Origin of the sequence: Antrihabitans auranticaus (assembly GCF_016481275.1) — a bacterium.
Lineage (GTDB): Bacteria > Actinomycetota > Actinomycetes > Mycobacteriales > Mycobacteriaceae > Antrihabitans.
Genome location: NZ_JAEMNW010000002.1, coordinates 79,450 through 105,458, shown reverse-complemented (window position 1 = coordinate 105,458; position 26,009 = coordinate 79,450). Strand labels below are relative to the sequence as shown.

Below are 26,009 nucleotides of genomic sequence, written 5' to 3'. Positions count from 1 at the left end.
CGGGCGTGCCCAGCGAGCCGACCGCCCTTCTAAGGAGTCACGATCGCAAAGCCCGGATCCGGATTGTCAAAGTATCCGGCAAGCGCGGCTAGTTTCGCGATGTCACCTGCAACGGTCAGGTGGCCTTCTGCGATCGCCTTCTCGAGGTCCAAGCCGCCGAACAGTACCCTGATCAACATTTGCCGAGTCAGCGTGAAAGTGGCATCAGGAGAACCCGATTCACCCTCCAGCACCCAGTGCACGAGCAAGCCGTTGCGTAGCTGCATGCGATACACGACGTTCTCGTCGGTGATGTGCCAATCGATGACGATGTGCGCCGACCACGCGCTCTGTCCGTCGACGCGCAGCGACATCGCGTCGAAAACCTGCTCGACCGACAGCTCGGCGAGTATATCGGGGGCATTCGCTTCCGTCGGCGTGCCCACCGACCCGTGCCGGAGCTCGTATGCGCCGGTGAGGTAGAAGTTGCGCCACGGCCCGTTCTCCGCGCCGAATCCGAGTTGCTCCAATGTGTCCGCCTGCAGCGCTTTCGCTTCGGCGTTGTCGGGTTCGGCAAACACGACGTAGTTGACGACCTGCGCTGTCCACCGGAAATCGCCGTCCGCGAACGACTGTCGGGCTTTGCGTAGCACTTCCGCTGAGCCGCCCATGAACTCGACATGCCGCTTTGCAGACTCGACGGGCGGGTGCTCCCACAGGTGCGCCGGGTTGCCGTCGAACCAGCCCATATAGCGCTGATAGATCGCTTTCACGTTGTGACTGACCGAACCGTAGTAGCCATGCGTGTGCCACGCGGCAGTCAGCGCCGGCGGCAGCACGATGTCCTCGGCGATCTCGATCCCGGTGTAGCCCTGATTGATTCGTCGCAGGGTCTGATCGTGGAGGTAGCCGTAAAGATCCCGCTGCAACGCGAGGAACTCTGTGAGGCGTTCGGTACCCCAGGTGGGCCAGTGATGCGACGCGAAAAGTACGTCCGACTTTGCTGCGTACCGGTTGATGGACTCGGTGAGATATCGCGACCACACATGCGGATCGCGGACCAGCGCACCGCGCAGCGTCAGCAGGTTGTGCAGTGTGTGCGTTGCGTTCTCGGCCATGCACAACGCCCGGAGGTCCGGAAAGTGAAAGTTCATCTCCGACGGCGCCTCGGTACCCGGCGTCATCTGGAACTCGATGCGAACCCCGTCGACGGTCTCGATCTGGCCGGTCGTCGATATGTTCAGAGTGGGCGTGATGAGTGTGGGCGTGCCGGTCGACGTGGTCTGTCCGAGGCCCGCTCCGACCGCGCCGCGAGGGCCGACGGGCAGAGCGGCGCCGTACATATACGCCGCACGGCGACCCATAGCGGTGCCTGCGTAGACGTTCTCCGCCACGGCATGCTCGACCAGACCTGCGGGAGCAATGATTTCGCAGCGACCCGCCGTCACGTCCTCTGTCGTGGTGACGCCCTTGACACCGCCGAAGTGGTCGATGTGGGAGTGCGTGTAGATCACCGCGGTCACGGGCCGGTCCCCGCGGTGCTCGCGATAGAGCGCGAGTCCGGCCGCTGCCGTTTCGGCCGAGATGAGCGGATCTATGACGATGGCGCCGGAGTCGCCCTCGACGAGGGTCATGTTTGACAGATCGAGTCCACGGATCTGGTAGATCCGGTCCGTAACTTCGAAGAGTCCCTGCTTGGCGGCCAAGCCGGACTGGCGCCACAGGCTCGGATTCACAGTCGGCGGACACGGCCCGTTCAGAAAATCGTAGGAGTCGTTGTCCCACACGACAGTTCCGTCTGCCGACTGCACGACACCCGGACTCAGCGCAGCGATGAACCCCCGCTCGGCATCGGCCAGATCCGCAGCATCGGCGGATTCGAGTGTCTTCGCCATCTCAGCATTGGCCGCCGCAATCGAAGGGGCGACGTCTTCGTTGATCGTCATGAATAGTCACTCTGCGAGGGATTGGCGCCGAAATCAACCCCGTATGTTCGGATCTCGGCGCGCCCGCGCAAATCGACCGGCGAATCCGCGCAGCGGCATGTCCGCACTCGTCAGGATTCCGGGCGCAGCATCGACCACGGACCGGATGGAGTTCAACGCCGGCAGACCGGTCACGGTCATTCCGATGGCGGCGAAGTCCTCCGGGTTGTCAAGACGTATACCGGGCTTGGGAATGATCATGTGCTTGCTGTAGATACACGGGTCGCCCTTGATCTGGGTGATGTAGCAGCCCTTGATGTTCCAGCTCGGCTCGGTGTGCGGCGTCATTTGCCATTCGAGATGGGATTCCACGAGGGGAACACCGTCTACCATCCCCTGGTACTTGATGTAATTCGCACCCAGCGACCCCTTGGGCATCTGATACCACCCTAGGTCGACGTCCTTCGTGCACGCACCTAGCTCGTAGGAGAACTTCACCTCGTCGAGCTCGAGACCGAAGCAGTCCGCCATCATGTACACGCTGTCGGAGAAGACGCGGGTGTACTTCTCCAGCGAGCCGGGGATCGTGGGGTCGTCGATCGGCCGCCCGTACCCGACCTCTTTCCATGTCTCCACCGAGTGGTGACACGAAACGTCGACCGATTCGATGACGGTCACGTTCTCGATCTCGGCGACGTCGGCTGAATGTGCGACGCCGAGAATTTGGCAGAGTCCGGGATTCATCCCGGTGCCGTAGAACGTCGAGCCGCCCCGCAGGCACGCAGCCGCGAGCACCTCGGTCGTCTTCCTGCCCGACGGGTGCGGGTGGTTCTGATCGCGATGGTGACCGGTGATCCAGTCGGCGGTCGTGACGATGTTTATCCCGGCCTCGAGCACACGCTCGTAGAGTGCCTCGTCCGGAAACACGCCATGAAACGTCACGACGTCAGGCTGCGCAGCGACTATCTCCTCGACCGTTCCTGTTGCGAGTACGCCGATCGGCGCGAGCCCAGCGATTTCGCCCGCATCGCGGCCGACCTTTTCGGTTGTGTAGCAATGTAACCCGACCAACTCCAGATCGCTGTGGTTGCCGATCCGTTTGATCATTTCGGTGCCGACGTTGCCTGTGGCGACCTGGAAAACACGGATCGGCTTTCGAGTGCTCATGGCGGTAGCGACCTTCCTCAGTTGGCGGGATAGAACTGCGTTGCCCATTCGCGAATTGCGTTGAAGCCCTTGTACTCCGCGCGCGAGAGTGCCGGCGGGTCGGAGTAGCGCTGATGCTTCCAGATGTGGATGTCGGCGACGAACTGATCGATGACCGCCTGTGCCAGATACTTTGCCCGCGAGGGTGGTTCAGGACCGTCGCCCCCGGCAACGCGCCCGATCCATACGGTGAATCGCACGTCGGATGTGGAGTCGTCGACCGGCGTCACGCATGACATCGTGCGGTTGTCGATCATTCCCCAACTCTTGGTGGCGGCGACGCCGAGCCCGGCATTGATCGCCTGCACTCCGCTGTTGATGTCCGCGGCCGAGACGGTCGAGTCGTCGAAGGTGATCGTGAAATCGACATACGAGACGGGCCGATCGAAGTCGTGGCGGGTGAAGACAGGAACGATCGGAACCTTGTGGACGTACTTGAAATGCGCGAAGTCGACGCCGTTCTCGAGCACGTACTGCGGGTGTAATTCCAACTGCTGCTCGAAGAGAACGCCCGTGGGATAGGCCGGGTAGTAATCGGCGGGACCACGACCGTCGTCGAAGCCGGCGCGTACATCCGGAACGTCGAAGTACGGTGCTCCCCCGTGGACGTCGTGCCACATGAAGATCGACTCGTTGAGTTCGGCTACCGGATAGCTGCGGATGCGACGTCCCTTGTTCGGGTGCTTTTCGTAAGGGACACATACGTTGCGGCCCTCGCGATTCCACTCCCAGCCGTGGAAGGGACAGACGATCCGGTCCCCCTCGACGTGACCCCCGTACCCGAGATGCGCGCCCAGATGCTCGCAGAAGGCGTCCATCACGGCTACCTCGCCGGTCGCCGACCGCCACGCGATCAGCTCGGTGTCGAAGTACTTCATCCTGCGTACCTCGCCGACCCCGACCTCGGCCGACCACGCGACCTGAAACCAGCCCGTCGGGTTCATCGGCAGCGGGGTCTTCGCCATAGCCGGAATCGTAGTGCCTTCTACGAAAAAACAATAGAGGGTTCTATGAAACTGAGCCACCTGCTCCACTAACATTCGGGACATGACTGATGCGGGCGTCGCCGGTCGACGCAGCAACAAGCGTGGGATCGCAACGCGGGAGTCGATGCTCGAATCTGCGCTCCGATCCTTGGCGTCCGGCGACCCCGGAGCTGCGTCCGGGAACCGGATCGCCAAAGACATCGGGGCAACGTGGGGAACGGTGAAGTATCAGTTCGGCGATATCGACGGCTTCTGGGCCGCGGTCCTGCATCACACCGCCGAACGACGCGGCGACTTCCCTGTCGACGTGGCAGCCGACACTCCATTGCGGCAGCGGGTCGCAGCGATCGTCGACAACATGTACGCCGGACTGACAGCCACCGATTCCCGTGCCATCGAGAACCTGCGGGCGGCACTGCCGCGCGAACGTGCAGAACTCGAACGGCAATACCCGCGCACTGCAGCGGAATTCGTTGCGTGGGGACAAGATTGGCTCGACACGTGCCGACGCGCGTTCGCCGACCTCGATGTCGAACCGGAACGAATCGCCGAAGTTGCCGCCTTTCTGCCCGGGGCGATGCGCGGCATCACGTCCGAAAAGCAGTTGGGCACCTACACCGATCTCGAACTCGCGCGGCGAGGTCTCACCAACGCGATCGTCGCCTATCTCGAATAACACCCCGCCGTCATTGCTGCCGCAGGAACTCGCCCAGATCACCGACCGCATCCGTGGCCGCGGTCATCAGTCCCGCATGCAGGTGCGCGACGTGCCACAGGTCCGGCAGTCGGCGATACCGCGCTCGGACCCCGGCGGATCTGGCGCGTTCGACGAAACGCTCGATGGACGGCAGGAGGATCTCGTCAGCCGAACCGTGTACCACCATGGGCGGCAACCCATTCAGGTCCGCGCGCAGCGGCGACACCTCGGGTAGTGCCCGATCGACACCGGCATAGCGGACAGCACAAGACCGCAACCAATCGACGGTGAGCATCGGATCGCGACGATCGTCTGCGACGTCGGCGAGCGTCAAGTCGGTCCACGGCGACGCCAGAGCGAGCGCTGCCGGCTGCGGCCGGCCGGTGTCGCGGATCCGCAGCGCCAACGCGATTGCGAGGCCACCGCCCGCGGAATCGCCGGCGACGGCAAGCTGTTCCGGCCGGGAACCACTGGCCAACAGGGCGTCGTAGGCATCGACCGCATCTTCCAGCGCGGCGGGGAACGGGTCTTCGGGCGCAAGCCGATAGTCGAGTACGAACACCGTCGCACCGGCCGCTGCGGCCAGATGAGCCGCTAGTGCGCGATGCGTTGTGCGGGAGCCGACGGTGTAGCCGCCGCCGTGCAAGTACAGCACCGATCTCGACGAGTCGGACCCCGGCACTTCGATCCGTTCGGCCGGACGGTGACCCAACCGCACTTCGCTGACGATCGTGTCGCGCGGAAGGATCGAGACGCGACCCAGCACGTCGAGCAACCGGCGCTGCGTACGAACCGGCACTGCCGGGCTCAACGTCGGCCGAAGCGCGACGCGCACGAGACCCCGCACGATCGGGCGCGGGACCGCGATCGTCGCAATCGACAGGTTGCCGGCCATGCGGTCTCCTTCCTGGATTGGTCGTGTGCATCGATACTCGTCCGAACCGGCCTCCGCGAAGAGGTGCCGACCGGCTAGTTAGTTACTCGTTTCGGAAGCAGCAGGCTGGGTCAATGCGTGGTATTCACAAGCAGCAGATTTGTCGCCGCCCGGTGCGTGATCGTGTTTGCCGTCGAGCCGAGAACCCGTGCGAACCCACTCATTCCGCGGTTGCCGAGCACCAGCACGTCGTACTCCCCCGTGTCGCTCGCGAGCACGTCCGCCGCGCTGCCAGTGAAGGCGCGTCGCTGCACCGACGACTCCGGATGCTCGACCGCGAGCTGCGCTGCGACCTTCTCGAGCAGTTCGTCCCCCGCACTGACCGAGGCAGCGACAGTCACCAGCGTGACGCCGGCGCCGAGCGCGGCGGCAAACGCGTAGCCGCGGCTCACAGCACGCAGCGAGGTCTCCGATCCGTCGGTCGCCAGCGCAATCGATTCGAATGCCGCAATGCGTTTGCGAACGAACAGGACGTCGACCGGGCTGTTGTGCGACAACTGATTCGACGTGCTGCCAGTAAGCCGGCTCGTTGCACTGCTCAGCCCCTGCGCACCGACGACGAGGAGTGCATCTCCGTCTCCGGTCGCGACTTCGATCAACGACTCGGCTGGATCGCCGTTGGCCTCGACCCGGACCACACCCCGAACTCCAGCCCCGCTCAGGTCCACGTCGGCACCTTGTGTCGTGAGCTCCGCCCACGGCAGTTCTCGCGCACCCGGCACGGCCAGCTCCGACTTCCACGCCGTCACGGCAGTGACGGGTAGCGACATCCGCATGGCGAGCACACCGGCGACCGCCACTGCATCCCGGGCGAGGGCGGATCCATCGGATCCGACGACGATCCTCGAATAGCCGTTCATGTGTTGCGGTCCTCTCGATGGGGATCGTGTATGTCAGGCTCCGAAGATCAGGATGTGCATGGCGCCGACCAGAATGCCGAGCAGTCCACCGTGCGCGTAAAGCAGCCAGGCATCCTGTTCGATGGCGGAGTAAAGCATTTCGCCGAATTCGTCCGGCGGCAGTTCGCGAAATTTCTCGGTCGCGAAGGCATCGATCTTCTTTGCTTTCTCCTTGTTGAATTCGGGCTCGTAGAACACATTGGGCGCAAAGTCGACGACGGCGGCGCTCGCGCCTTTCTCGAGGCCGACGACATCGACCACACCGAACGAATTGCGGGCCACGAGCAGCACCGGGCCGAGGATGCGCTCGGCCTCCTCCGCGACGGCCTCCTCGACGTATGCACGGGTCTTGTCCGCACCGGCGCCGTTGAGCAACTCGTCGGCGAAATTCGACACTGTCAGCACTTGCAGCGACAACATCTGCGCGAGTTCCGCAGCGGCCTCGTGCTGACGTTGCGCAAACAGACCCTGCTTCCAGAGATATTTGTAACGAGGTTGTGGCTCGCCAGGTTCGAACACCACCTTGATCGCGATGATGTTCACGATGATGCCGATGAGAGCCGCACCGACGAGCACCCACAACCACGCGGGAAGGAAATGCAGGATCGAGGTGAGGAATCCCGGCAGAGCAATATATGCCGCACTGGGATCGAGTTCGTGCGCGTGCTTCACGTGGTCACTGCTGTAGTGCAGGAACGACAGCCACAGCGCCAACAGAATGCCGAACGGGAAACCCATGAGACCGATCCGAACCATGAAGCGGAGTTCCGGTACGGCCATTCCCTTGATGATGTCGACGAGTACGTCGGGCCGCTTTCGCAGATAGTTCACCGTCATCAACTTCACGTCGAGCAGTTGATCGATGTTCTCGCCGATCTTCTTGAAGGCCCGCCGCGATATTGCAGGCAATTCGGCGTCCACCGTGCGCATGACCTGTTCCTTCAACGGTTGCGGTAACGACCGCCACAGTTGTGGATGCTGTTTCTCGATCACTTCGGTGGTCAACCTGCGTATGTCTGGTCGGGCAGCCCTGGCAATGCTGTCGGCGAGGGTCTCCGGCTCCAACTCGTTGTAGAAGTCGCCGATGCCGCCGATGCGGGCAATGGATTTGTCGACGATCAGACTCGACATCTTTTCGGCACGACATGGAATGAAGCCCTGGAAACCGAGGATCCCGTTCGGCGCGAATGTCGGCAAGATCTGCAACTTGCGCGGCAGAAAGGGAAACACCTTCTTGAGTCCGGGCACATAGAAGCCTGTGAAATGAACGGGTGCGAACAGCATGATCACGCCGGTCCAGTTCGTTATGAGACCGGCGATGGCGCTGAAGATCGGCACGCTGACAAGGTCGACGACGAACTTCGACTGCCCGGTCAGCTCCTCCCAATTGAGGAAAACCCCCGCTGCTAGATTGGTCATCTCATCTCTCGATATCTGTCGACGTTGAGTACCCGGGAGTCAGTGACTGTGCTTGCGCGGTGCGGGCGGTCCGGAGCCGATCATTTTGTCGCCTCGTTCGTCTTTGTCCCAGCCACCCGCCGTGTAGCCCGTCAGGTCGAAGCAGACATCGCAGAATTGCTTTCCGAATCCCGAAAGATAAATGCTGCGGTAGATAGTGATCGCTGACTTGACCGTTTCGATCGCTTCCATCGCACGTGGTTGCACCTCGAGCAACGCATAACGACGGAAATCATCGACGGGCTCTTTGGAAAACACGACGAGCCCCAGTCGATTGAGGTTCGATAGGTATTGCTGATTGTGTTCGGGCCAGCGGCAACTGGCCATCTCGGCAATCATGTTGATTCCGCCGGCCAGCCGCTCGGACCCGATCTGGAACAGGGTCTTGGTACGAATATCGATCGCCGGCTGCACGCCGGCCTTTGCCAAAAACCGCAGCATCCGGGCCTCGTCCGGATTGAGCTGATGCAGGATGTGCGAAAACGCGGGATGGCGGCCCCCGGCCTCGTAGTGAGGCTTCTGCGAAAGCGCGATCAGCTTGTTGCCGACGGCACGAAGATCCTCGTCCGAACCGAGTATTCCCGCCGTCAAACCGGTCGACAGCCCACCGACCGTCGTCACGACGTTCTTCACGACAGCAGGTTCGGAGACACGGCGAAGGGGGTCGAGAACCCCGCCTGCCGCACTCAGCGGGTCGCGCCGAACGTCGTTGAGCATCTTCCAGATTCCGTTCCCGGCACTGCGAGCCGATTCGGCGGAGCTGATCGCATCGGAGGCCGCACCCGCAGCGAGATCGACTGCGGGCGCGACATCTTCCGCAGACGGCTCCGCATGATCGTCCGAGCGCGCTCGATCGCTCAACACGTTGAGCGCCTTCCAGATGCTCGCGCCCGCAGATCTGGCGGACTCCACCGCCGAGACGATGCTGTCGGCCGTTTCCACCGCGAACGACGCAACCGGGCGAACTTGATCGCCGACCGCATCGGCGAGCGCGCCGAGGTCGTGCATCGCACCGTCGACCGAATCTCGCACCGACCGTGGCTCTGGATTCGGCCGTGGCTCTGGATTCGGCCGTGGCTCTGGATCTTGACTGGGCGGCGGCTCAGGAACCGGACGCGGTTCGTGCGTTCGTGTGTCTCGAGCACTCGCGCGCGACGCGACCCTGATAACGAAAGGACGCGAATGCTCCGACATGGTTGTTACCTCCTGTGCGGCAAATACTTTCGGCTATTCGCCTCGGTAAGAGCTCGTGGTACCGGAAAGCACAGCCGTCTCGCCGTCCAGGGATTCTCGAATTGCCGCCTGCGCTGCCGGAGGCAGGGTGTGCAGGATTTCGCGAACGCGGTTCTGGCGGCGCGTAATCGCAGTGCGTTCCGGCATGCCGGGAGTCGCGACCATCTGCGGCACGATGCCGCCGACCTCCTCGACACCACCAGCGTGGTGCCCGGCATCCACGAGTGCCTGCTCCTGCGCCATCTGCGCTTCGTCCTTCTCCTCCGACATACCGATCGGACCGATCATCCGACCGTTCAGAAACTGCCGCACGACCGGCTCGTCACTGGTCAGCAACACTTCACGCGGTCCGAACATCACCAAGTTGCGACGAAACAACATCCCGATATTATCCGGCACCGTACGGGCCAGGTTGATGTTGTGGGAAACAATCAGGAATGTCGCGTCTATCTGCGCATTGATGTCGAGAAACAACTGTGAAATATAGGTCGTGCGCACCGGGTCCAACCCGGAGTCGGGCTCGTCGACCAGAATGATCTGCGGGTCCAGCACCAGCGCTCGCGCGAGGCCGGCACGCTTGCGCATACCGCCCGAAATCTCGCCCGGCAGCTTGTGCTCGGCACCCTGCAGTCCGACCAGTTCCATCTTCTCCATCACGATCCGCTTGATGTCGGACTCGGACTTCTTCGTGTGCTCCCGCAACGGAAATGCCACGTTGTCGAACAGGCTCATCGACCCGAACAGTGCACCGTCCTGGAACAGGACCCCGAACAGTTTGCGGATCTCGTAGAGTTCCTTGCTCGAACACGTCGTGACGTCGGTACCGTCGATGTAGATCGAGCCTTCTTCCGGCTTCAGCAGGCCGATCAGCGACTTCAGGAACACCGACTTACCGGTGCCCGACGGGCCGACCATCAGGCTGATCTCCCCGGGCGGGAGGGTCAGAGTTACGTTCTGCCAAATGTTCTGGCGGCCGAAGGACTTGGTAATGCCTTCAGTTCTGACTTCGACGCCCATGTATTTTCCTTTCGCAATAGGTCATCGGCTTGTCCGTTGCAGGGCGCGTCGCCGTCGCGCTCGCCCCTTGAGCGTGTTCGCCAGCGTGCAATGCACACAGCGGCAACCGCTTTCGTATGCGGCGCTACTACCGTGCCGCCCTATGGTTCTGCCTTCGGCGCGCAGCCGATTGATGTAGTGCGCATGCCGGATTCGGTTGGCGTCGCGGCACATCGAGCATCGGCAGCCGAGATTGATGTAGCCGTTTATCGTTCCGTGCCGTGGATCGTCCACGTTCATCCGAACCTCCTACGCCGGTGGCAACTGCCCGCGGAACAGTAGGTAGGCAATCGCTTTCACAATGAACTCGATGGGTTCGACGAGGTCGATGATCATGTCAGGCGTCCTTGTGTGGTCATGCCGGGTCGAATTTGGATACGAGCCAGGCATCGCCGTGGCGTTCGACTTCGATGCGGATGGTGGTTGTGGTCGCGGCGGGTTGCGCGACGTCCGCCGTGGTCGTGGCCTGGTTCAGGAAGACAACGACGACTGCCCTGTCTGCGCTGAACTCCGAAATCGCTTTGCCGACAACCGAAGCTGTCGTGCTGATGTTCTTCTCCTTGGCGGCCGGTGCGACGACGTCACGGGTGAAGGTCCGGTAGTAGTCGCCGAAGGTGCCGGTGACCAGACTGTCCGCCGCTGCGAGGTCTGCGTCGACGGTGTCGGACTTGTAGGTCAGAATCGCGACCGCCGCGTCTGCGGCAGCGTCGACGGCAGCCTGCTGGCGGTCGGGTGCCAGCGCGCTGTCGTCGGGCCGGACGGCGAAGAACAGCAATGCCCAGGCACCGACGGCGGCTACCGCCAGTACTGCGCAGACTGCGCGGACCACCTTTCCCCGGTTGCCCTCGCGCGCAGGTGCAGGAGAATCCGCTGCGGCCGAGACGCTTTCATCGATGTCCAGCGTTTCTGCTTCCAGTTCTTGAATTTTCATGCCACAAACTCCACGTTCGACATCTTGTAGGCGCCGTCGTCATCGGTCATCGTGACGCGCAGCCGCCAGCTCCGCGTTTCGTTGTCCGCACCCGCCGCGTTGCTGACCGTCGAGGTCGCCGACACCAGCACTGTCGCGGAATCCCCGTCGCGAGACTCGATTCCCGAAGCGACTACTTCGCCCTGCGTGACGACCTTCGCTTCCTGAACGACACTGATGAACGACTCCGAGCGCTGCTCGAAATCTGCCTTGAAGGCACCGGTGGACTGGTCGAGAACCTTTGCGACATCGTCGGCAGCCGAATTGTCGCGGACCGAGATCATCGCGGTGACCCCCGAGTTGGCGGCACTGAGGATCGCTGCGTCGTTTGCCAGCGCCTCTTCGGCGTCGTGATGATCGCGTAGTTGTGCGCCGGCCAGCGCGGTGAAGGTCACCGCGACTGCGATGAGCACGAACGCGAGCACGTTCGACCGGGTGAGCACGCGCCGCAGCGCGTCTGGGAGGAGTTTCATGTGGGGCCTTCGGGTCGTGTGAGCGGTTGGTCGGATCGAAACCCTGGTGTCATGGGCCTCCGATCCACGGATTCGTGCCGAGCGGCGCGGCGCCGCCTGCACGGCACGCGTCGACGTCGGGAGCACGCACGCCGGGTACGTCCAGACACGGGAGATTGCGGGCACCACGGACGACGTACGGGTCGTCTTCGGCAACTGCGCAGTAGTTCGATGTCTGACTGTCGATGACCGTCGCATCAGCCGGTGACCGCCGCTGGTCGGGCGGCACGAAGCCGGTCAAACACGGTGGCGGAGCATTGATGTCGAGGTTGAAGTCTAGATTGACCATCCCTGGTTTCGAACCCCGCACGATGCTCTGCGCACCCGCTGCGAGCGGCGGATAGACCACGAGGATCTGTTCGAGGCTCATGTTGTAGATCCGCAGCACGTCGGCGACGGAGTCCAGGTTTCCCAAGGCCGTGGGCAGGTTCGGCGCGATCCGGTCGAACAGGTCGGTCGCCTCCGCACCCGCCGAGGCACCGTTGACGAACAGTCCGCGGACGGAAGCGTCGTTGGCCGCGACCGAGGATGTGATCGAGTCCAGATAGCCGGTCCAAGCACGGATGTTGTCGGCCGATTCGACCTGCGTGTCCAGCAACGGACCCCCGTTGTCGATCAAGTTCAGCGTCGGAGCGAGGTTCTGCTGCCCCTCTTGCAGGAACTTGTCCAATCCGTCGAGGATTTGCTGCAGGTCGCTTCCGGAGTTGGTGAACGCTGCGCCGCTCTCGTCGATCAACGACTTCAGGTCCTCACGCGGTACGTCCTGCAACGCGACGTCGAGCGTGTCGACCAACTCGGCGGTAGAGGTGGGAAGCAGTGTGCTGTCGATGCGGTCGCCGTCGGCGAGGTAGGGACCCAAGTCTGTTTGCGGCAGCAGTTCGATGTACTGCTCACCGATCGCAGACCTGCTGTGCACTTCGGCAAGGAGGCCGTCCTTGGGGATGTCGAGGTCGCTGTCGAGATACATCGTGACGACCACCTGATCCCCCTCGATCCGCAGACCGTTCACCACACCGGCGTGAACGCCGCGGTAGGTCACATTCGACTTCGGGTAGAGCCCGCCGCCCGAAGGCAGGACCAGTTCCACGGTGTTGCGGCCGAGCCCGAGCATGGACGGCACGCGCATGTAGGACACAGCTATCCACGCGATGGAAACCACGGCGATGATCGCGAACGCAATCAATTGGTAGCGAACGAATTTCGTGAGAAGCATCAGTTGTCACCTTGCCCTGGCACGTTCAACGGAGTGATCAGCGGATTACCCACGATCGGCGGGATCGGCGGCAGCTGCCCGATGAGCCCGCCGAGGGATGCCAACTGGCCCGCCGCGGGAGTTCCTGTGAGCAGAGCGCGGTCGACCCGCGCCGTCGTGAGGTCAAGGTTCAGGAACAGGTTCGCGTAGTCACCCTGCATCGCGTTCTTGTAGGTGTTCATCGGGAACGGAATGGTCAGCAGAAACGACAGCGACGACGGCAACGCAGGTCCCGCATCTGCCAATCCCCGCAGCGTCGGTTCGAGCGCACGCAGGTTCGTGTCGAGTTCCTCTCGGCTGCCTGTGATCACCCGGTCCGCAGCGTCTGCGAAGTTTCCGATCGCAAGCAGCGCGTTGCTGAGGTTGTCGCGCTGTTCGTTCAATTCGGTCAGTGCGGGACCGAGAGTGCGAAGACCGTTCTCGACCACATCACGATCGTCGGCAACGACTTTCGAGAAGCGGTCCAGACCTGCGAGCGCACGAATGATGTCGTCGCGCTGATCGTTGAGACGACTAGTGAAGTCCTCGACGTTGCTGAGCAGGTTGCGAACGATGTCTTCGCGGCCGAGCAACGCCTGGCCGACTTCCCGGTTGATCTCCTCGAGTTTGCCGATATCCCCGCCGTTGAGCAGGAACGACAATGTCGAAAGAGTCTGCTCCGTGGTCGGATATGCACCGCCTCGATCCAGCGGAATCCGGTCGCCGTCGTGCAGTTCACCCTGAGGACTGTCCGGCGAGAGCAGTTCGAGGTGTGCGGAACCGAGCAAACTGGTCGACCCGATCTTGGCCGTCGCGTTTGCCGGGAGGGTCACTCCCTCGTTCAGCGAGACTGTGACCAGCGCGTGGTCGTTCTCGACCTCGATGCTGCGGACGGTTCCGACGTTGACGTCGTCTACGCGGACCCGTGCGTTCTCGGTCAAGGTTGTGACGTCGGGCATTTCGATCTCGACGGTCCACGCCCCCTCGCCCGACCCCGCCGCACCGGGAAGCGCGAATTGGTTGAGCCCGGTCCAGCCGCAGCCGGTCAAGGTCGCGGCGAGCGCGAATCCACAAGCCACAACAGTCGATTTCCGTGCCAGTGCGGTCATCGCGGACCTGCTCCGGGAAGTGCCGGGAGTGCCGGCAGACCGGGCAGGAGCAAACCTGGCAGGCCAGGCAGCACCGGTGGCGCGGGCGGAATCCGCAGCTGTGAATCGCCGCCGGTCTGGATCGGACCCGCCAATCCTGGTTCGCTGTAGACGATTTGGTCGGGAAGAGCACCGACGGAGTTGCCGATCACGGTGCCGAGCGGAATGTAGTTGAACGCCAGCGTCTTCAACAGCGGGCCGAGGTACTGGATGCATAGGTTGGTCGCTTCCTCTGCGCCTTGTTCACCAGCGCCGGCGATCGCGCCACAGATGAACTGAACCGGGTTTGCGGTGTTGGACAGCACCGGCGCCGCAGTGAGTGCGTTCTGTGCGGGCTGGTAGATGTTGCCGAGGTTGACCAGCGCTGTCGGAGCGACGTGAAAGACCTGTTCGAGATCGCGGCGTTTGTCGACCAACGCCTGTGTCGCGGCGCCCAGTTCGTTTACGGCAGTTCCGATTCCGTCCTTGTTGTCGCGAACGAACTCGGCGATGTCGATGACCGCTCGATCGAGATCGGCGACCGAGTCGCCGAGCGCGGTCTCGCTGTCGCCGAGCAACTGTGTCACCGACGCCAGGTGGCCGTTGAATTGGACGATCTGGTCGTGGCTTTGAGCCAGCGCATCGACGAGCAGCGACAGGTTCCTGACCACAGCAAACAAGTCGGAGCGTCCGTCCGAGAGAGCGGTCGTCGTCCGAGCCAGCTTGTCGAGAGTTTCGTGCAGGGTCTCGCCGTTGCCGCGTGCGTTGTCGGCGGCGTCGGAAACGAAGGTACCCAGCGTCCCCTGTTCGAGGTTGCCGCTTTCACCCTGGGGACCAAGGGTTTTCGTCAGCCGCGTGAGCTGTTCCTTTATGACGTCCCACTCCACTGGCATCGCGGTGTGGTCCTCGGGGATGGTGCCCCCGTCGTCGAGGGTCGGACCGCCGGTGTAGGCCGGCGTCAACTGGACGAACCGGGTCGTCACCAGGGTCGGTGCGAGGATCACGGCCTGCACGTCGGCGGGCAGCTCCCACTTCTTGTCGAGCCGCATCTCGACCGCGACACGGGTGCCTTCCGGCTCGATCTTCTGCACGGTGCCGACGTCGACGCCGAGGATCCGGACCGCGTCGCCTGGGAAAAGTCCCACTGCTGCAGGAAAATACGCGGTGACTGTCTTCGTCGTCAGCTTGGGGACGATGACGTAGGTGAGCAACGCCAGGAACGCGAGGATGGCGGCACCAGCGGCAATCGAAATCGTCTTGCGGTTCATGCTCATCGTGGTCCGTCCGTGATGGGATTGGCGGGCGGGGCGGGGACGCGGCCATCACCCAGCGCTGCGTCGATGAACGGCTGAATGAACTGGCCGGGAAGGAGGTTGGCGACGTAGGCCTGGAAGAACGGTCCGCTGCCGAGGGCTTCGTTCAAGGTGCGGGCGTAGTTTGCCAACCCCGGAATGGCCGACTCCAGATTGGCCCTGTTTCGCGAAAGCTGTTCCAGCACGCGGTTGACGCGTTCGAGGGTGGGCGCCAATTGCTCTCTGTTGTCGGCGACGAGTCCGCTGATCTGGTAGGCCACAGCGGACAAGTTCGTGGTCAGCGAGTCGAGCGCTGCTCGACGGGCGTCGATCTCGGCAAACAGGGTGTTGCCGTCGACAACGAGAGAATTGATCTGACTGCGGCGCTCTGCCAGCACGCCCGTCACCGCGGCGCCGTCCTTCAGCAGACCTTTCAGCGCCTCGTCGCGCGATCCGAGCGTGTCCGACAGGCGCGCCACACCGTCGAGTGCAGTGTGCACCTCGGGTGCGGTCTCTGCGAGCACATCCGACGTCGCACGCAACGCATCGGACAACTGGTCGGTGTTGATGTCCTCGACGTTTGCCGCGAGATTTCCGAGTTCGGTCGGCAGGTCGTACGGAGTTCGAGTGCGGTCGATCGGTATCGCCACGTCGGAATCGAACCGACCATCGTCGCTGCTCGGCACCAGCACGATCGACTTGGCCCCGAGCACGGCACGGGTGCGCATCTCCGCACGCGGCGCGGACCCCAGATCCAGATCGTCGCGGACCGACATCGTGACCACGACATCGGTGCCGCGCAAGTCGATCTCGCTGACGTTCCCGACGTTTACGCCGACGAATTCGACTTTGTCGCCGGTCTTGATGCCACCGGCGTCAGCGAAGACCGCCTTCACCTCGTGGTCGGAGTCGATGAAGAAGAGGTTGTCGTAGTTCGACACCGCCGCAACCGTAGCGGCAATGACGACAAGCCCTATCAGCCCAGCTCGGGTGCTCTTGTCCTTCTCGAAGGTTTTCATTGCGGAGTCACACACCTGCCTTGTTGCTGCTGAACGAGTTTGGCGATGATCGGCGCTCCACCGGGCCCGTCGACCTCGATCGTCACGGCGCACAGATAGAAGTTGAAGAAGCTGCCGTAGGACCCGAGGCGGCTGAGCCGTTGGTACGCCTCGGGCAGTTGTGTGAGCACTGCCTCGACCTGAGCGCGACCGTCATCGAGAACCGTTGCGGTCCTGTTCAATTCTGCGATGTCGCCGGCGATCGCGGGCCGATCGTCGAGCAGCAGGTCGGCAACGGTCGCGGATCCGCTGTTGATCCGGACCAGCGCGTCGGATATCGGCGCGCCCTGTTCGGACAACCTCGTCACAAGTTGCTGCAGTTGATCGATGATGCTCGACAGCGCGCCGCTCTCGTCACCGACTGTCTGCAACACGGTGCCCAGGTTGGTGATGACGGCGCCGATCAACGCATCCCGATCTGCAAGCTGGCTCGTCAGCGCTGCAACCTGCTGCAGCAGGCCGGTGACGGTTCCGCCCTGGCCCTGCAGAACTTGCAGCAATTCGCCCGAAAGCCGGTCGACCTGCGCGGGTTCCAGCGATCGGGTAAGCGGCGCAAGGCCACCCAGCAACGCGTCGATATCCAGCGCGGACTTGGTCTGTTCGACGGGAAATGTCCCGCCTTCGGTCATGGGATCGGCAATGTCTGCACCGTTTGTGATTTCGAGATACCGGTCGCCGAGCAGGTTCTGGTAGCGCACCTGAAGGGTGGCGTCCGGCGTGATCCGGACGTTGTCCACCACGTCGAACGTCACATGCGCCTCACGGCCTGCCACATCTACCGCGGACACGCGGCCGACGTCGACACCGGCGATGCGGACCACCTGACCCGCCTTGATACCCGAGGCATCCGCGAAATCGGCCTGATACTCGGTCCTACTGTCGAGACGGATCTGGCCGAGCACCAGTACGAGCAAGACGAGTACCACCACCATCGCGACCCCGAACAGTCCGAACTTGATCGCAGTCTTCATCGCAGGCCTCCCGGAACGCCGTACAACATGAAGTCGAGGACGTTGAGCTGTGCGGGCCGCCCGTTCGGCGCGAACGGGTTCACTCCCGTGTCGGTCACCACGTACGGTGCCGGACCGTCCGCGACATTCACCGACGGCAGTCGGCCGCAGGCCGGACCACCGCTGGCGGCAACCTTCGGAACGTCGCGCGGATACCGGTAGGGCATATCGCCGGCAAGTAGCGTGCCGCTGATGTTGAAGCCGGGCACCGTGCCACCGACGACCTGCTCGACGCCTGCGCGTGCCTCGTCCACGCCCTGGAAGAAGCAGGGGAATTCGGGCGAATACTCCTCCAGCAGTTCAGTTGTCGGCACAAGATTGCGCAGCAAGATCGCGACCACCGCTTCGTTGTCGTTCAGAACAGTGCTACCGGAGTTGCCGAAATCGATTGCGGCAAGCAGGAACCGGTCCAAGTCGTCCGCCTTTTCGAGAATCGTGGAACCTGTCGTCGTCAGCGATTCGACGCTGCTCAGCAGGCTTGGCGCGGCGTCCGCGTAGATGTCGGCCACATCGGCTGTACCGACGAGGTCACGCTGCAAATTGTCCAGACTCGGCCGCAGCGCATTGAGGTACGAGTCCGCTGCGACCAGCGTGTTGCCGACCTGTTCGCCCCGGTCCCGGAACGCATCCGCCACAGCTGTGAGGGTTGCGTTGAGGTCTTCCGGTGATACTGCCCGCAGCACCGTGGTCAGGCGCTCGAAGAGAGTGTTCAGCTCAGGTGTGATGTTGCGGGCATCGATGGTGTCGCCGTTCCCGATCTTCGTCTCCGAAGCATCCTTCGGCAGTGTGAGATTGACGTACTTCGCCCCGAAAACAGTTGTCGAGTCGAGCGAGGCCGCCACGTTGACCGGGATCGCGTCGACCTGCTCCGGGAAAAGGTCGAGCTCGACCTTGGCGTAGCCGTCGACCTCCTCGACCTTCGCCACGCGGCCGACCTGAACATCGAGCATCTTCACTCGAGTTCCCGGTTCGAGATTCAGGCCGGAACGTGGTGCCAGGAGGTCGACGTCGACGCTCTTGATGAAGGTGCCGCGGAACTGGAACGCGACGAACGCTGCGACCAGCACCAACGACAGGATGAAGAGAACTCCGTCCAATGTGTAATGCGGCTGGCTCTGCGCACGCCGCTGACGCCGGCCGCTCATCCGGCGAAGTTGAAGTTGCCCGACACGCCGTAGACGGCCAGGGAAACGGCAAGGGTCACGAAGACGACGGCGGCGAGCGACGCGCGTACTGCACGCCCGACGGCCTCCCCCACACCGGCGGGTCCGCCGGAAGCGTTGTAGCCGAAGTACGTGTGGATGAGCATGACGACCAGTCCCATCAGAATCGCTTGCAGGAACGACCAGAGCAGGTCCGTAGGCACAAGGAAGGAGGTGAAGTAGTGGTCGTAGACCCCGCCCGACTGCCCCCATACGACGACGGTGATCGTGCGGCTGGCAATGAACGAGGCGACGACTGCAACGCCGTAGATCGGGATGATCGCGATCATGCCCGCAACGATTCGTGTGGACGCCAGGTACGGGACCGACCGCACACCCATGACCTCGAGCGCGTCGATCTCCTCCGAGATCCGCATAGCACCCAATTGCGCTGTCGCGCCGGCACCGATGGTCGCGGCCAGTCCGACACCCGCGATGACGGGAGCCGCAATGCGAACGTTCACATACGCCGCGAAAAAGCCGGTCAGCGCTTCGACACCGATGTCACCGAGCGACGCATATCCCTGCAGCGCCACAACCGCGCCCGCGGACAGCGTCAGGAATCCGCAGATCACGACAGTGCCGCCGATCAGCGCGAGCGCCCCCGATCCGAGCGCGACCTCGGCGACCAACCGAATCGTCTCGCGCCGGTAATGCATCAACGCGATCGGAATCTCCAGAACGGCATTGCGGTAGAACACCGCCTGGCGCCCGATCTCGTCGAGAGATTTCTTCGAACTCTTCGCGCGTGCAACGCTTTTCGTCCGAAACTGGTCGAGGCTAGCCCCACGCCTGATGGCAATTGTCATTATCTACCTGCTGTCATCTTGATGCCGATGGCGGTCATAACAACGTTCACGACGAACAACGCCATGAAGGCGTAAACGACCGTCTCGTTGACGGCCTGCCCGACGCTCTTCGGCCCGCCCTTCACGGTCAGCCCGCGATAACACGCGATCAACGCCGCGATCAATCCGAAGGCCCCTGCCTTCACCTCCGAGATCACCAACTCGGGCAACCCGGTGAGCAGCGGAATGCCGTCCACGAATGCGCCGGGGGTGACGTTCTGAAAGAACACCGAGAAGACGAAACTGCCGACGATGCCGATGGCGCAGACCAGCGCGTTGAGCAGCAGCGCAACCAGCATCGAGGCAAGCACGCGTGGCGAAACGAGTCGCACGATCGGATCGATGCCGAGCACCTCCATTGCGTCTATCTCCTCGCGGATCGTGCGTGAACCGAGGTCGGCACAAATCGCGGTTGCGCCGGCGCCGGCGACGACGAGCACCGTGACCACCGGTCCAACCTGCGTGACCGCGCCCAGGGTCGCACCCGCGCCCGCCACGTCCGAGGCGCCGAACTCCGCCGCAAGGATGTTGAACGTGAAACTGATTAAGGCCGTAAACGGCAGCGCCACAAGCAATGTCGGGACCAATGACACTCGCACGATGAACCAGCACTGATCGAGGAACTCGCGCCATTGAAACGGCCACACGGCCATTCCACGAAACGCGTCCGCCGAGAGGGCGAAGAACTCCCCCATCGCCCCAAGGGGTTTCATGAGGGCGGTAGAGATGGCGGGCATTCGGCTACCTTTCGGCTGCGGTCGATGAGGGCGACACGTGGTGTATTTCGGGGAGTGACCGCTGGGCTGTCTTTGCGCCGAGCACCTTTCCGGCCAGCGCACCGACGAGAACTAGCAGGAGCGACCAGGACGCACCGGAAACGAGTTCGAAGAACAACGAGTTGTCGCCCATGTTCAACCCCAGTTTCCCGAGGATCCAGCAGACGAGACCGGCGGAGAGTCCCGCGACGATCGCTGCGAACATCCACATCATCACGAGATCGGTGCCGCCGTGATCGGGATCCGGGTGGTTGCGTCGATCGCGTTTTCCATCGACGAAGCCCCACGTCGCCGAGACGCCGACGACTATGAGAAGACCGACCATCCGTACCGCGGTGCCATGCTCCGGCGACGCCTCGACCAGAGCGCCCATCACGATCCTGACCACAACCAGTACGCCAGCCAACGCGAGCCCGCGCAGCAACCACGACTGCTTGGTCACTCCTACTGACTTCATCGTCTGCGTTCCGACGCATAAACGATTCGTTCGCAATGCGGCGAAATCGACCTGAGGGACATGCCCACTCTCCTGGAGAATTTTCGAAAAATGGCAAGGCTCAGTTGAATTCGAGCCGCACGCATTGGCGTTCCTACCGTGAGTCTTCCGCCGGTGCGCACGTCGGACAACGGAGCGTTCCCCGAAGATTTCCGACCCCTGTTGGAGTGCGCTCCAACATGTACTTCCTCGTAGTATTCGGTGTGCCGTTTCGCCCCATTCCAGCTCGGAACGGTGCAACAATGGCGACTGTTTCCCGCCGGACTAAGCCGATCTATCCTGACTTCGTTTCTACCGCAACCGAATTGCGCGCTAGATACTGAATCCGGACTCCTCGTCGACCATGTCGCGGGAAATCCTGCGTGCCCGCAACGCGGCACGGTCAGCCTTGACATTGATATTGCGGCGCGGTTCGGTTTCTTCATCGATTCGAATTTGCATTGTTTCGAGGGCGGCGCAATCCCGCACCGCCATCTCGTGAAACATTTGCTGCAGGTATGCGGTCACCGCGGAATCACTTGTCGCAAAGTCTCGGGCGATACGAACGAAAGCGTGCGTCACGCCTTCGGACTCGGGCGTAAATCCCTGAATCCGCAGCACCGTGTACGGGCGCTCGCCGTGCGGATCGACGACATAACGCTGGACATGCAGGCCGGGTGATACGAACGACCCTTCTTCGAGGCGTGCTGTTCGCTCTTCGGCCGCTACCCCGGTCACATCCTTCTCCCATGCCGCCGGACGCGTTGCAGTCGTCAACCGCGAATAGGACACCGATCTCTCCGAAACCTCGACTTCGTCCAGAGCGGGCAGCGCGTGGAGGTCCGGTGGCACGGCATCAGGGTGCATGTGGAACACATTCGTCAGATCCAGGTAGTGCTCATGCAGCAGCAGATAGTTGGCCTCGACGCGGAATGTGTCCATAGAGCTGGGCCAGTCGTCCGCACCCAGCCACGAAAGCCGCGGTGGCAAGCGCAGCTCGGCGGCACCGGGTTCCCCTAGCCAGACCCAGACGAACGGCGACTGTTCGCGAACCGGGTACGTGCGCACACGCACGCCGGGCGGCACGTTCTCCTGCGACGGAACGTCGACCAGGCGTCCGTCCGGGTCGTATTCGAACCCGTGGTACGCGCAAGCTACTCGATCTCCATGCCGCCGACCGGTCGACAGCGGGTGCGGCCGATGCGCACAGCGATCTTCCATGGCGACGACCTCGCCCGACTCTTGCCGATACAGCAGGACGTGCTTTCCGAGCATGCGGCGAGCGAACAGTCCAGCCCCCACCTCGGCACTCGTTGCGGCGACGTACCAGCAGTTGAACGGATAGTTGGCCCTCATATGTCCAGCACCAACCTTTCGGAACGTGATCGCGAAACACAGATCATGATCGATTGATTCTTCGCCTTTTCGGCATCGTTCAGCACCGAGTCCCGGTGGTCGGGTTCGCCCTCGAGCACATCGCACTCGCAGGTCCCGCACACGCCTTCCATGCACGACCCGAGAACGTCGACGCCTGCGTCTTCGAGCGCGTCGTAGATCGATTTGTCCGGTGGCACAGTCACACTCACGCCTGTGCTTTGACACTCGACAACGAACTCGCTGTCACCCTCGGGACCGCCGTCGAACTCCTTTGCCGCAAACCGCTCTATGTGCAGAGTGCCATCGGGCCAGCTTCGGCACGCCTCCTCGACGGCCGTCAGGAGACCTCCCGGACCACAGGAGTAGACGAGCGTATCGCCGGCCGGCTGCCCCAGTATCTCGCTGAGATCGAGTCTGCCCGCGACATCGTGCGGGAAAACGGACACCCGCTCGCCGTGCTGTTCGAGCGCGTCGAGAAATGCCATCGTCGAGCGCGACCGGCCCCCGTAATACAGGTGCCAATCAGCTTGTGTGGCAACGACCGCATCGATCATCGCCTTGATCGGCGTGATGCCGATGCCGCCCGCGATGAAGACATAGCGCCGTGCTCCGACCAAAGGAAAGTGGTTGCGCGGCCCTCGAACTCGTACTTTGTCACCCTCGTGCAGCTTGTCGTGGACATACTGGGATCCGCCGCGACTCTCCGGATCGCGCAGGACGCCGACCTGCCATTCGGCACGGTCTGCCGTTGTGCCGCACAGCGAATACTGACGGACCAGATTCGGCTCCAGCATGAGATCGATGTGTGCTCCTGGCGCCCATTCAGGCAGGTCTGCTCCCGTGGGGTCCGCGAGCGTGAGGGTGAGCACCCCATCGGCGGCGACTTCACGACGTCGCACCTCGAGGTCGACCTCGACTTCACGATAAGCACTTTTGGCTGGCTGAGTCATCGTGGTGCCTTCAGGATCCGCGGCGTACAGGGATCGAGTTGTATTGATTCAGGAACAGCGCGCGCACACGATTCGGCTCACCATCCAACGTGAGGTCGGGGAACCGCTCCAGTGTCTGCGCAATCCACAGTTTCAGCTCCATGCGGGCGAGGTTGGCACCGAGGCAGAAATGCTTGCCCCGACCGCCGAATGCTTGGTGCTTGTCGGCGAGTCCGGGCCGGGTGATGTCGAACTTGTGCGGATTCTCGAACGCCGCTTCGTCACGATTGGATGCCAAGTACCACAACAGCAATCGGTCACCCTGTTTGATCTGCTTGCCGTGCAACTCCACATCCTGGGTTGCCGCACGAGCCATGAACGCGAAGGCCGGGAAGCAGCGCAGACCTTCTTCGACCGCGGCCTCGATCAGGTCGGGGTTCTCCCGCAATTGGTCGAACTGCTCGCGATTGCGCAACAGTTCGAGCATCGTCGCGCTGTAGGTTGCCCTCGTCGAGTCGTTGCCCGCGGACATCAAAAGGATGAAGAAGGTTGCGAGTTCGAACTCGTTGAGCTTCTCCCCATCCACCTCGGCGTTCATCATCGCGGTCACCAGGTCTCCGCCCGGGGTGTCGCGGCGGAGCGCGATCTGCTTGTTGACGTATTCGATGATCTCGGTGAAGACCGCGGCGGTGTCTGTCCACTGTTCACGAATCTCCGGGTCCTCGAATGCGGTGAACACGTTCGTCCACTGCACCAGTTGATCGTCGTCTTCCGGCGGCGTCCCGAGGAACGAGCCGATCACGCGGGCCGGGATCGGACGCGCAACGTCGGCAACGAGGTCGAAGCGGTCCCGGTCGGCGACCTGATCGAGCACGCCGCCGATGATCTGCTTGACGGCGTCCTCGTGCTCGGCGACGCGCTGCGGCGTGAATGCTTTGATGACAAGCGCCTTGAGCCTGTCATGCCGGGGCGGGTCCATCGAAATCAGCTGCAACCGTTGGACATCCAGTGGTACGCCGATGTCGTCGACGTTCAGGATCCCGCGTAGCTCCGAGGAGAACGTCCTATGGTCGCGACTGACCGCTCGCACGTCGTCGAAACGAGTGATGGACCAGAAGCCGCCCTCGTCCGGCGCTACGCGCTGCGGGCTGAAGTGGACAGGATCTTCGCGTTGCATGCGCGCAAACAGTTCGTAGGGCGGGCCATCGTCCCAGACACTCGGTTCTGCCAGATCGATCGTCGAGAGGTCTTGCACGTCGACATTGCTCATCGTTTCCTCTTTCTGTAGGGGGCTGCGCCCTTGTGCGCGGTTGGGGTGTCCCTGGACTCCCTAACCACGCACGGGGCCGGATGCCTTGACGGGAATTGCGATTTCGCGCTTGAGGATCTTGCCGCTGGGGCCCTTCGGCAGCTCGTCGACGAACCAGATGTGGCGCGGGTACTTGTAGGCAGCAACCCGCTCGCGGACGAACTCACGGATGCCCGGCGCGTCCTCCTCGGAACCTGGAATCAACGCGACGGCGGCGCCGATCTCGTTGCCCAGCAGGTCATCCGGCACGCCGAGCACAGCGGCTTCACGGACCGCCGGGTGGCCGTACAGGACTTCTTCGATTTCGCGCGGGTACACGTTGAAGCCGCCGCGGATGATGATGTCCTTGGACCGGTCGACGATGAAGTAGTAGCCCTCAGCGTCGCATCGAGCGAGGTCTCCAGTACGAAACCAGCCCTCGGCGTCTATCGCGGAAGCTGTTGCGTCAGGGCAGTTCCAGTACCCCTTCATCACATTGGCGCCGCGGATTGCGATCTCTCCTATCCCTTCGTCGTTCGGGGTCAGCAACTTCATCTCGACGCCCGCCACCGGCGTACCGATGGATCCGGGTTTACGTTCGCGGCCTGGGTGATTGAAGGACGCAACGGGCGAGGTCTCGCTCAGCCCGTAGCCTTCGAGCACTGCGCAGCCGAAGGCTTCCTCGAAGCCGCGCATTACATCGACCGGTAGCGCGGCCCCACCGGAAATGCAGAGCCGCAACGATTTTGCCGACGTTCGTGCGTTGCAGTGCAGCATCGCAGCGAACATCGTCGGGACACCTTCGAATACGGTTACGCCGTCGCGTTCGATGATCTGGAGTGCCTTCTCAGGGGTGAAACGCGGGATCAGGGTGAGGCAACTACCCGCGGCGACAGCCGCGTTGAGGCCGGCCGTCTGTCCGAACGCATGGAACAGCGGCAGTGCACCCAGGATCACGTCCGACTCGGTCAGCCCGACCATGTCCACGACAACCGCGACGTTGCCGCGCAGATTGGCGTGCGTGAGCTCCGCGCCTTTGGGCGTTCCCGTTGTGCCCGACGTGTAGAGAATTACGGCGGTGTCGCTGTCGGACCGGGCAACCGGTTCGTCGACGGGATCTGCCGCGGCAATCAGTTCTTCGAAGTCGCCGGGTGTGACGAGCACGCACTCGGCACCCACCGCGTCGGCACCGGCCAGAGCGGCGAGTGCGAAGGCAGGCCACGCAAAGATGAAGGACGCAGCCGAATCCGAGAGGTGGAAAGCGGTTTCGCGCTCCTTCAACAACACGTTCATCGGCACGACAACGCCGCCCGCCCGCAGTACGCCGTAGTACACGATGGCGAAGTACGGAACGTTGGGGAGCATGATGCCGACCCTGTCGCCCGGACGCAGACCACGCGCCACCAGCAGACCCGCGAGGCCCGCACTCGCCGCGTCGAGGTTTGCGAACGAAACCTCGGCTTCGTCCAGACGAAGCACGATCTCGTCCGGTCGGCGGCGAGCGGATTCGATCAAATTGAGCGACAAATTGGTCACTGAGT

At 62.8% G+C, this 26,009-nt stretch carries 24 protein-coding genes; 1 reads left to right on the top strand and 23 read right to left on the bottom strand.

What is annotated here, in order from left to right:
• Positions 1-29: 29 nt before the first annotated feature.
• The 3 genes from JGU72_RS08425 to JGU72_RS08415 are packed head-to-tail and all read right to left on the bottom strand — an operon-like array spanning position 30 to position 4,075.
• A complete protein-coding gene (locus JGU72_RS08425) occupies positions 30-1,925 on the bottom strand; it encodes an alkyl/aryl-sulfatase (protein WP_199683371.1) in 1,896 nt (631 codons plus the stop codon).
• A gap of 33 nt (positions 1,926-1,958) precedes the next feature.
• The gene (locus JGU72_RS08420) at positions 1,959-3,071 is read right to left on the bottom strand and encodes an NAD(P)H-dependent amine dehydrogenase family protein (RefSeq protein WP_199683370.1); all 1,113 of its coding nucleotides are present in this window, start codon (positions 3,069-3,071) and stop codon (positions 1,959-1,961) included.
• A gap of 17 nt (positions 3,072-3,088) precedes the next feature.
• On the bottom strand, positions 3,089-4,075 hold the full coding sequence (locus JGU72_RS08415) for a Rieske 2Fe-2S domain-containing protein (protein ID WP_199683369.1): 987 nt from the start codon (positions 4,073-4,075) through the stop codon (positions 3,089-3,091).
• Positions 4,076-4,157: 82 nt separating this feature from the next.
• Here JGU72_RS08415 and JGU72_RS08410 point away from each other — a divergent pair, with 82 nt between their 5' ends.
• Entirely contained in the window at positions 4,158-4,772 is a 615-nt protein-coding gene (locus tag JGU72_RS08410) for a TetR/AcrR family transcriptional regulator (RefSeq protein ID WP_199683368.1), read from the top strand.
• Between the two features lie 10 nt (positions 4,773-4,782).
• Here the strand turns inward: JGU72_RS08410 and JGU72_RS08405 are convergent, their stop codons facing one another.
• From JGU72_RS08405 to JGU72_RS08310, 20 genes are all read right to left on the bottom strand, one after another.
• Positions 4,783-5,688 (bottom strand): alpha/beta hydrolase, encoded by a 906-nt coding sequence (locus JGU72_RS08405; protein ID WP_199683367.1) that lies wholly within the window; start codon positions 5,686-5,688, stop codon positions 4,783-4,785.
• 110 nt (positions 5,689-5,798) lie between these two features.
• A complete protein-coding gene (locus tag JGU72_RS08400) occupies positions 5,799-6,587 on the bottom strand; it encodes a universal stress protein (RefSeq protein WP_199683366.1) in 789 nt (262 codons plus the stop codon).
• A 33-nt stretch (positions 6,588-6,620) separates the two neighbouring features.
• A complete protein-coding gene (locus tag JGU72_RS08395; RefSeq protein ID WP_199683365.1) occupies positions 6,621-8,045 on the bottom strand; it encodes a DUF445 domain-containing protein in 1,425 nt (474 codons plus the stop codon).
• A 39-nt stretch (positions 8,046-8,084) separates the two neighbouring features.
• Entirely contained in the window at positions 8,085-9,116 is a 1,032-nt protein-coding gene (locus JGU72_RS08390; protein ID WP_199683364.1) for an Abi-alpha family protein, read from the bottom strand.
• Positions 9,117-9,311: 195 nt separating this feature from the next.
• Positions 9,312-10,334 (bottom strand): ABC transporter ATP-binding protein, encoded by a 1,023-nt coding sequence (locus JGU72_RS08385; protein ID WP_199683363.1) that lies wholly within the window; start codon positions 10,332-10,334, stop codon positions 9,312-9,314.
• Positions 10,335-10,728: 394 nt separating this feature from the next.
• Positions 10,729-11,304: a twin-arginine translocation pathway signal gene (locus tag JGU72_RS08380; RefSeq protein WP_199683362.1), complete on the bottom strand. Its 576-nt coding sequence runs from the start codon at positions 11,302-11,304 to the stop codon at positions 10,729-10,731.
• Positions 11,301-11,816 carry a hypothetical protein gene (locus JGU72_RS08375; protein WP_199683361.1) on the bottom strand — a complete coding sequence of 172 codons (516 nt, stop codon included), beginning with the start codon at positions 11,814-11,816 and terminating at the stop codon, positions 11,301-11,303. The genes JGU72_RS08380 and JGU72_RS08375 overlap by 4 nt, the downstream gene beginning before the upstream one ends.
• A 49-nt stretch (positions 11,817-11,865) precedes the next feature.
• Positions 11,866-13,068 (bottom strand): MCE family protein, encoded by a 1,203-nt coding sequence (locus JGU72_RS08370; protein WP_199683360.1) that lies wholly within the window; start codon positions 13,066-13,068, stop codon positions 11,866-11,868.
• Positions 13,068-14,195, bottom strand: a complete 1,128-nt coding sequence (locus tag JGU72_RS08365) for an MCE family protein (RefSeq protein ID WP_199683359.1) — start codon at positions 14,193-14,195, stop codon at positions 13,068-13,070. The genes JGU72_RS08370 and JGU72_RS08365 overlap by 1 nt, the downstream gene beginning before the upstream one ends.
• The gene (locus JGU72_RS08360; protein WP_199683358.1) at positions 14,192-15,487 is read right to left on the bottom strand and encodes an MCE family protein; all 1,296 of its coding nucleotides are present in this window, start codon (positions 15,485-15,487) and stop codon (positions 14,192-14,194) included. The genes JGU72_RS08365 and JGU72_RS08360 overlap by 4 nt, the downstream gene beginning before the upstream one ends.
• Positions 15,484-16,524, bottom strand: coding sequence for an MCE family protein (locus JGU72_RS08355; RefSeq protein ID WP_199683357.1), 1,041 nt, complete (start codon positions 16,522-16,524; stop codon positions 15,484-15,486). The genes JGU72_RS08360 and JGU72_RS08355 overlap by 4 nt, the downstream gene beginning before the upstream one ends.
• Positions 16,521-17,534, bottom strand: coding sequence for an MCE family protein (locus JGU72_RS08350; protein ID WP_199683356.1), 1,014 nt, complete (start codon positions 17,532-17,534; stop codon positions 16,521-16,523). Before JGU72_RS08350 ends, JGU72_RS08355 begins: the two co-directional genes overlap by 4 nt.
• On the bottom strand, positions 17,531-18,718 hold the full coding sequence (locus JGU72_RS08345) for an MCE family protein (protein ID WP_199683355.1): 1,188 nt from the start codon (positions 18,716-18,718) through the stop codon (positions 17,531-17,533). The genes JGU72_RS08350 and JGU72_RS08345 overlap by 4 nt, the downstream gene beginning before the upstream one ends.
• Positions 18,715-19,584 carry an ABC transporter permease gene (locus JGU72_RS08340; RefSeq protein ID WP_199683354.1) on the bottom strand — a complete coding sequence of 290 codons (870 nt, stop codon included), beginning with the start codon at positions 19,582-19,584 and terminating at the stop codon, positions 18,715-18,717. The genes JGU72_RS08345 and JGU72_RS08340 overlap by 4 nt, the downstream gene beginning before the upstream one ends.
• Positions 19,584-20,360 (bottom strand): MlaE family ABC transporter permease, encoded by a 777-nt coding sequence (locus tag JGU72_RS08335; protein ID WP_199683353.1) that lies wholly within the window; start codon positions 20,358-20,360, stop codon positions 19,584-19,586. Before JGU72_RS08335 ends, JGU72_RS08340 begins: the two co-directional genes overlap by 1 nt.
• A 4-nt stretch (positions 20,361-20,364) precedes the next feature.
• On the bottom strand, positions 20,365-20,856 hold the full coding sequence (locus JGU72_RS08330; protein WP_199683352.1) for a B-4DMT family transporter: 492 nt from the start codon (positions 20,854-20,856) through the stop codon (positions 20,365-20,367).
• A gap of 351 nt (positions 20,857-21,207) precedes the next feature.
• On the bottom strand, positions 21,208-22,230 hold the full coding sequence (locus tag JGU72_RS08325; protein ID WP_199683351.1) for an aromatic ring-hydroxylating dioxygenase subunit alpha: 1,023 nt from the start codon (positions 22,228-22,230) through the stop codon (positions 21,208-21,210).
• On the bottom strand, positions 22,227-23,201 hold the full coding sequence (locus JGU72_RS08320; RefSeq protein ID WP_199683350.1) for a PDR/VanB family oxidoreductase: 975 nt from the start codon (positions 23,199-23,201) through the stop codon (positions 22,227-22,229). The genes JGU72_RS08325 and JGU72_RS08320 overlap by 4 nt, the downstream gene beginning before the upstream one ends.
• 10 nt (positions 23,202-23,211) lie before the next feature.
• Entirely contained in the window at positions 23,212-24,450 is a 1,239-nt protein-coding gene (locus JGU72_RS08315; RefSeq protein WP_199683349.1) for a cytochrome P450, read from the bottom strand.
• A 60-nt stretch (positions 24,451-24,510) separates the two neighbouring features.
• Complete coding sequence (locus tag JGU72_RS08310) at positions 24,511-26,004, bottom strand: long-chain-fatty-acid--CoA ligase (protein WP_199683348.1); 1,494 nt, start codon at positions 26,002-26,004, stop codon at positions 24,511-24,513.
• Positions 26,005-26,009: the final 5 nt, after the last annotated feature.

What these genes read in the sequence shown, in the direction of transcription:
- JGU72_RS08320 (WP_199683350.1), bottom strand. Translation starts at nt 23,201, where the DNA reads ATGACTCAGCCAGCCAAAAGTGCTTATCGTGAAGTCGAGGTCGACCTC.
- JGU72_RS08400 (WP_199683366.1), bottom strand. Translation starts at nt 6,587, where the DNA reads ATGAACGGCTATTCGAGGATCGTCGTCGGATCCGATGGATCCGCCCTC.
- JGU72_RS08385 (WP_199683363.1), bottom strand. Translation starts at nt 10,334, where the DNA reads ATGGGCGTCGAAGTCAGAACTGAAGGCATTACCAAGTCCTTCGGCCGC.
- JGU72_RS08395 (WP_199683365.1), bottom strand. Translation starts at nt 8,045, where the DNA reads ATGACCAATCTAGCAGCGGGGGTTTTCCTCAATTGGGAGGAGCTGACC.
- JGU72_RS08380 (WP_199683362.1), bottom strand. Translation starts at nt 11,304, where the DNA reads ATGAAAATTCAAGAACTGGAAGCAGAAACGCTGGACATCGATGAAAGC.
- JGU72_RS08325 (WP_199683351.1), bottom strand. Translation starts at nt 22,230, where the DNA reads ATGAGGGCCAACTATCCGTTCAACTGCTGGTACGTCGCCGCAACGAGT.
- JGU72_RS08365 (WP_199683359.1), bottom strand. Translation starts at nt 14,195, where the DNA reads ATGACCGCACTGGCACGGAAATCGACTGTTGTGGCTTGTGGATTCGCG.
- JGU72_RS08370 (WP_199683360.1), bottom strand. Translation starts at nt 13,068, where the DNA reads ATGCTTCTCACGAAATTCGTTCGCTACCAATTGATTGCGTTCGCGATC.
- JGU72_RS08330 (WP_199683352.1), bottom strand. Translation starts at nt 20,856, where the DNA reads ATGAAGTCAGTAGGAGTGACCAAGCAGTCGTGGTTGCTGCGCGGGCTC.
- JGU72_RS08345 (WP_199683355.1), bottom strand. Translation starts at nt 18,718, where the DNA reads ATGAGCGGCCGGCGTCAGCGGCGTGCGCAGAGCCAGCCGCATTACACA.
- JGU72_RS08405 (WP_199683367.1), bottom strand. Translation starts at nt 5,688, where the DNA reads ATGGCCGGCAACCTGTCGATTGCGACGATCGCGGTCCCGCGCCCGATC.
- JGU72_RS08340 (WP_199683354.1), bottom strand. Translation starts at nt 19,584, where the DNA reads ATGACAATTGCCATCAGGCGTGGGGCTAGCCTCGACCAGTTTCGGACG.
- JGU72_RS08360 (WP_199683358.1), bottom strand. Translation starts at nt 15,487, where the DNA reads ATGAGCATGAACCGCAAGACGATTTCGATTGCCGCTGGTGCCGCCATC.
- JGU72_RS08335 (WP_199683353.1), bottom strand. Translation starts at nt 20,360, where the DNA reads ATGCCCGCCATCTCTACCGCCCTCATGAAACCCCTTGGGGCGATGGGG.
- JGU72_RS08355 (WP_199683357.1), bottom strand. Translation starts at nt 16,524, where the DNA reads ATGAAAACCTTCGAGAAGGACAAGAGCACCCGAGCTGGGCTGATAGGG.
- JGU72_RS08425 (WP_199683371.1), bottom strand. Translation starts at nt 1,925, where the DNA reads ATGACGATCAACGAAGACGTCGCCCCTTCGATTGCGGCGGCCAATGCT.
- JGU72_RS08410 (WP_199683368.1), top strand. Translation starts at nt 4,158, where the DNA reads ATGACTGATGCGGGCGTCGCCGGTCGACGCAGCAACAAGCGTGGGATC.
- JGU72_RS08420 (WP_199683370.1), bottom strand. Translation starts at nt 3,071, where the DNA reads ATGAGCACTCGAAAGCCGATCCGTGTTTTCCAGGTCGCCACAGGCAAC.
- JGU72_RS08415 (WP_199683369.1), bottom strand. Translation starts at nt 4,075, where the DNA reads ATGGCGAAGACCCCGCTGCCGATGAACCCGACGGGCTGGTTTCAGGTC.
- JGU72_RS08350 (WP_199683356.1), bottom strand. Translation starts at nt 17,534, where the DNA reads ATGAAGACTGCGATCAAGTTCGGACTGTTCGGGGTCGCGATGGTGGTG.
- JGU72_RS08315 (WP_199683349.1), bottom strand. Translation starts at nt 24,450, where the DNA reads ATGAGCAATGTCGACGTGCAAGACCTCTCGACGATCGATCTGGCAGAA.
- JGU72_RS08375 (WP_199683361.1), bottom strand. Translation starts at nt 11,816, where the DNA reads ATGAAACTCCTCCCAGACGCGCTGCGGCGCGTGCTCACCCGGTCGAAC.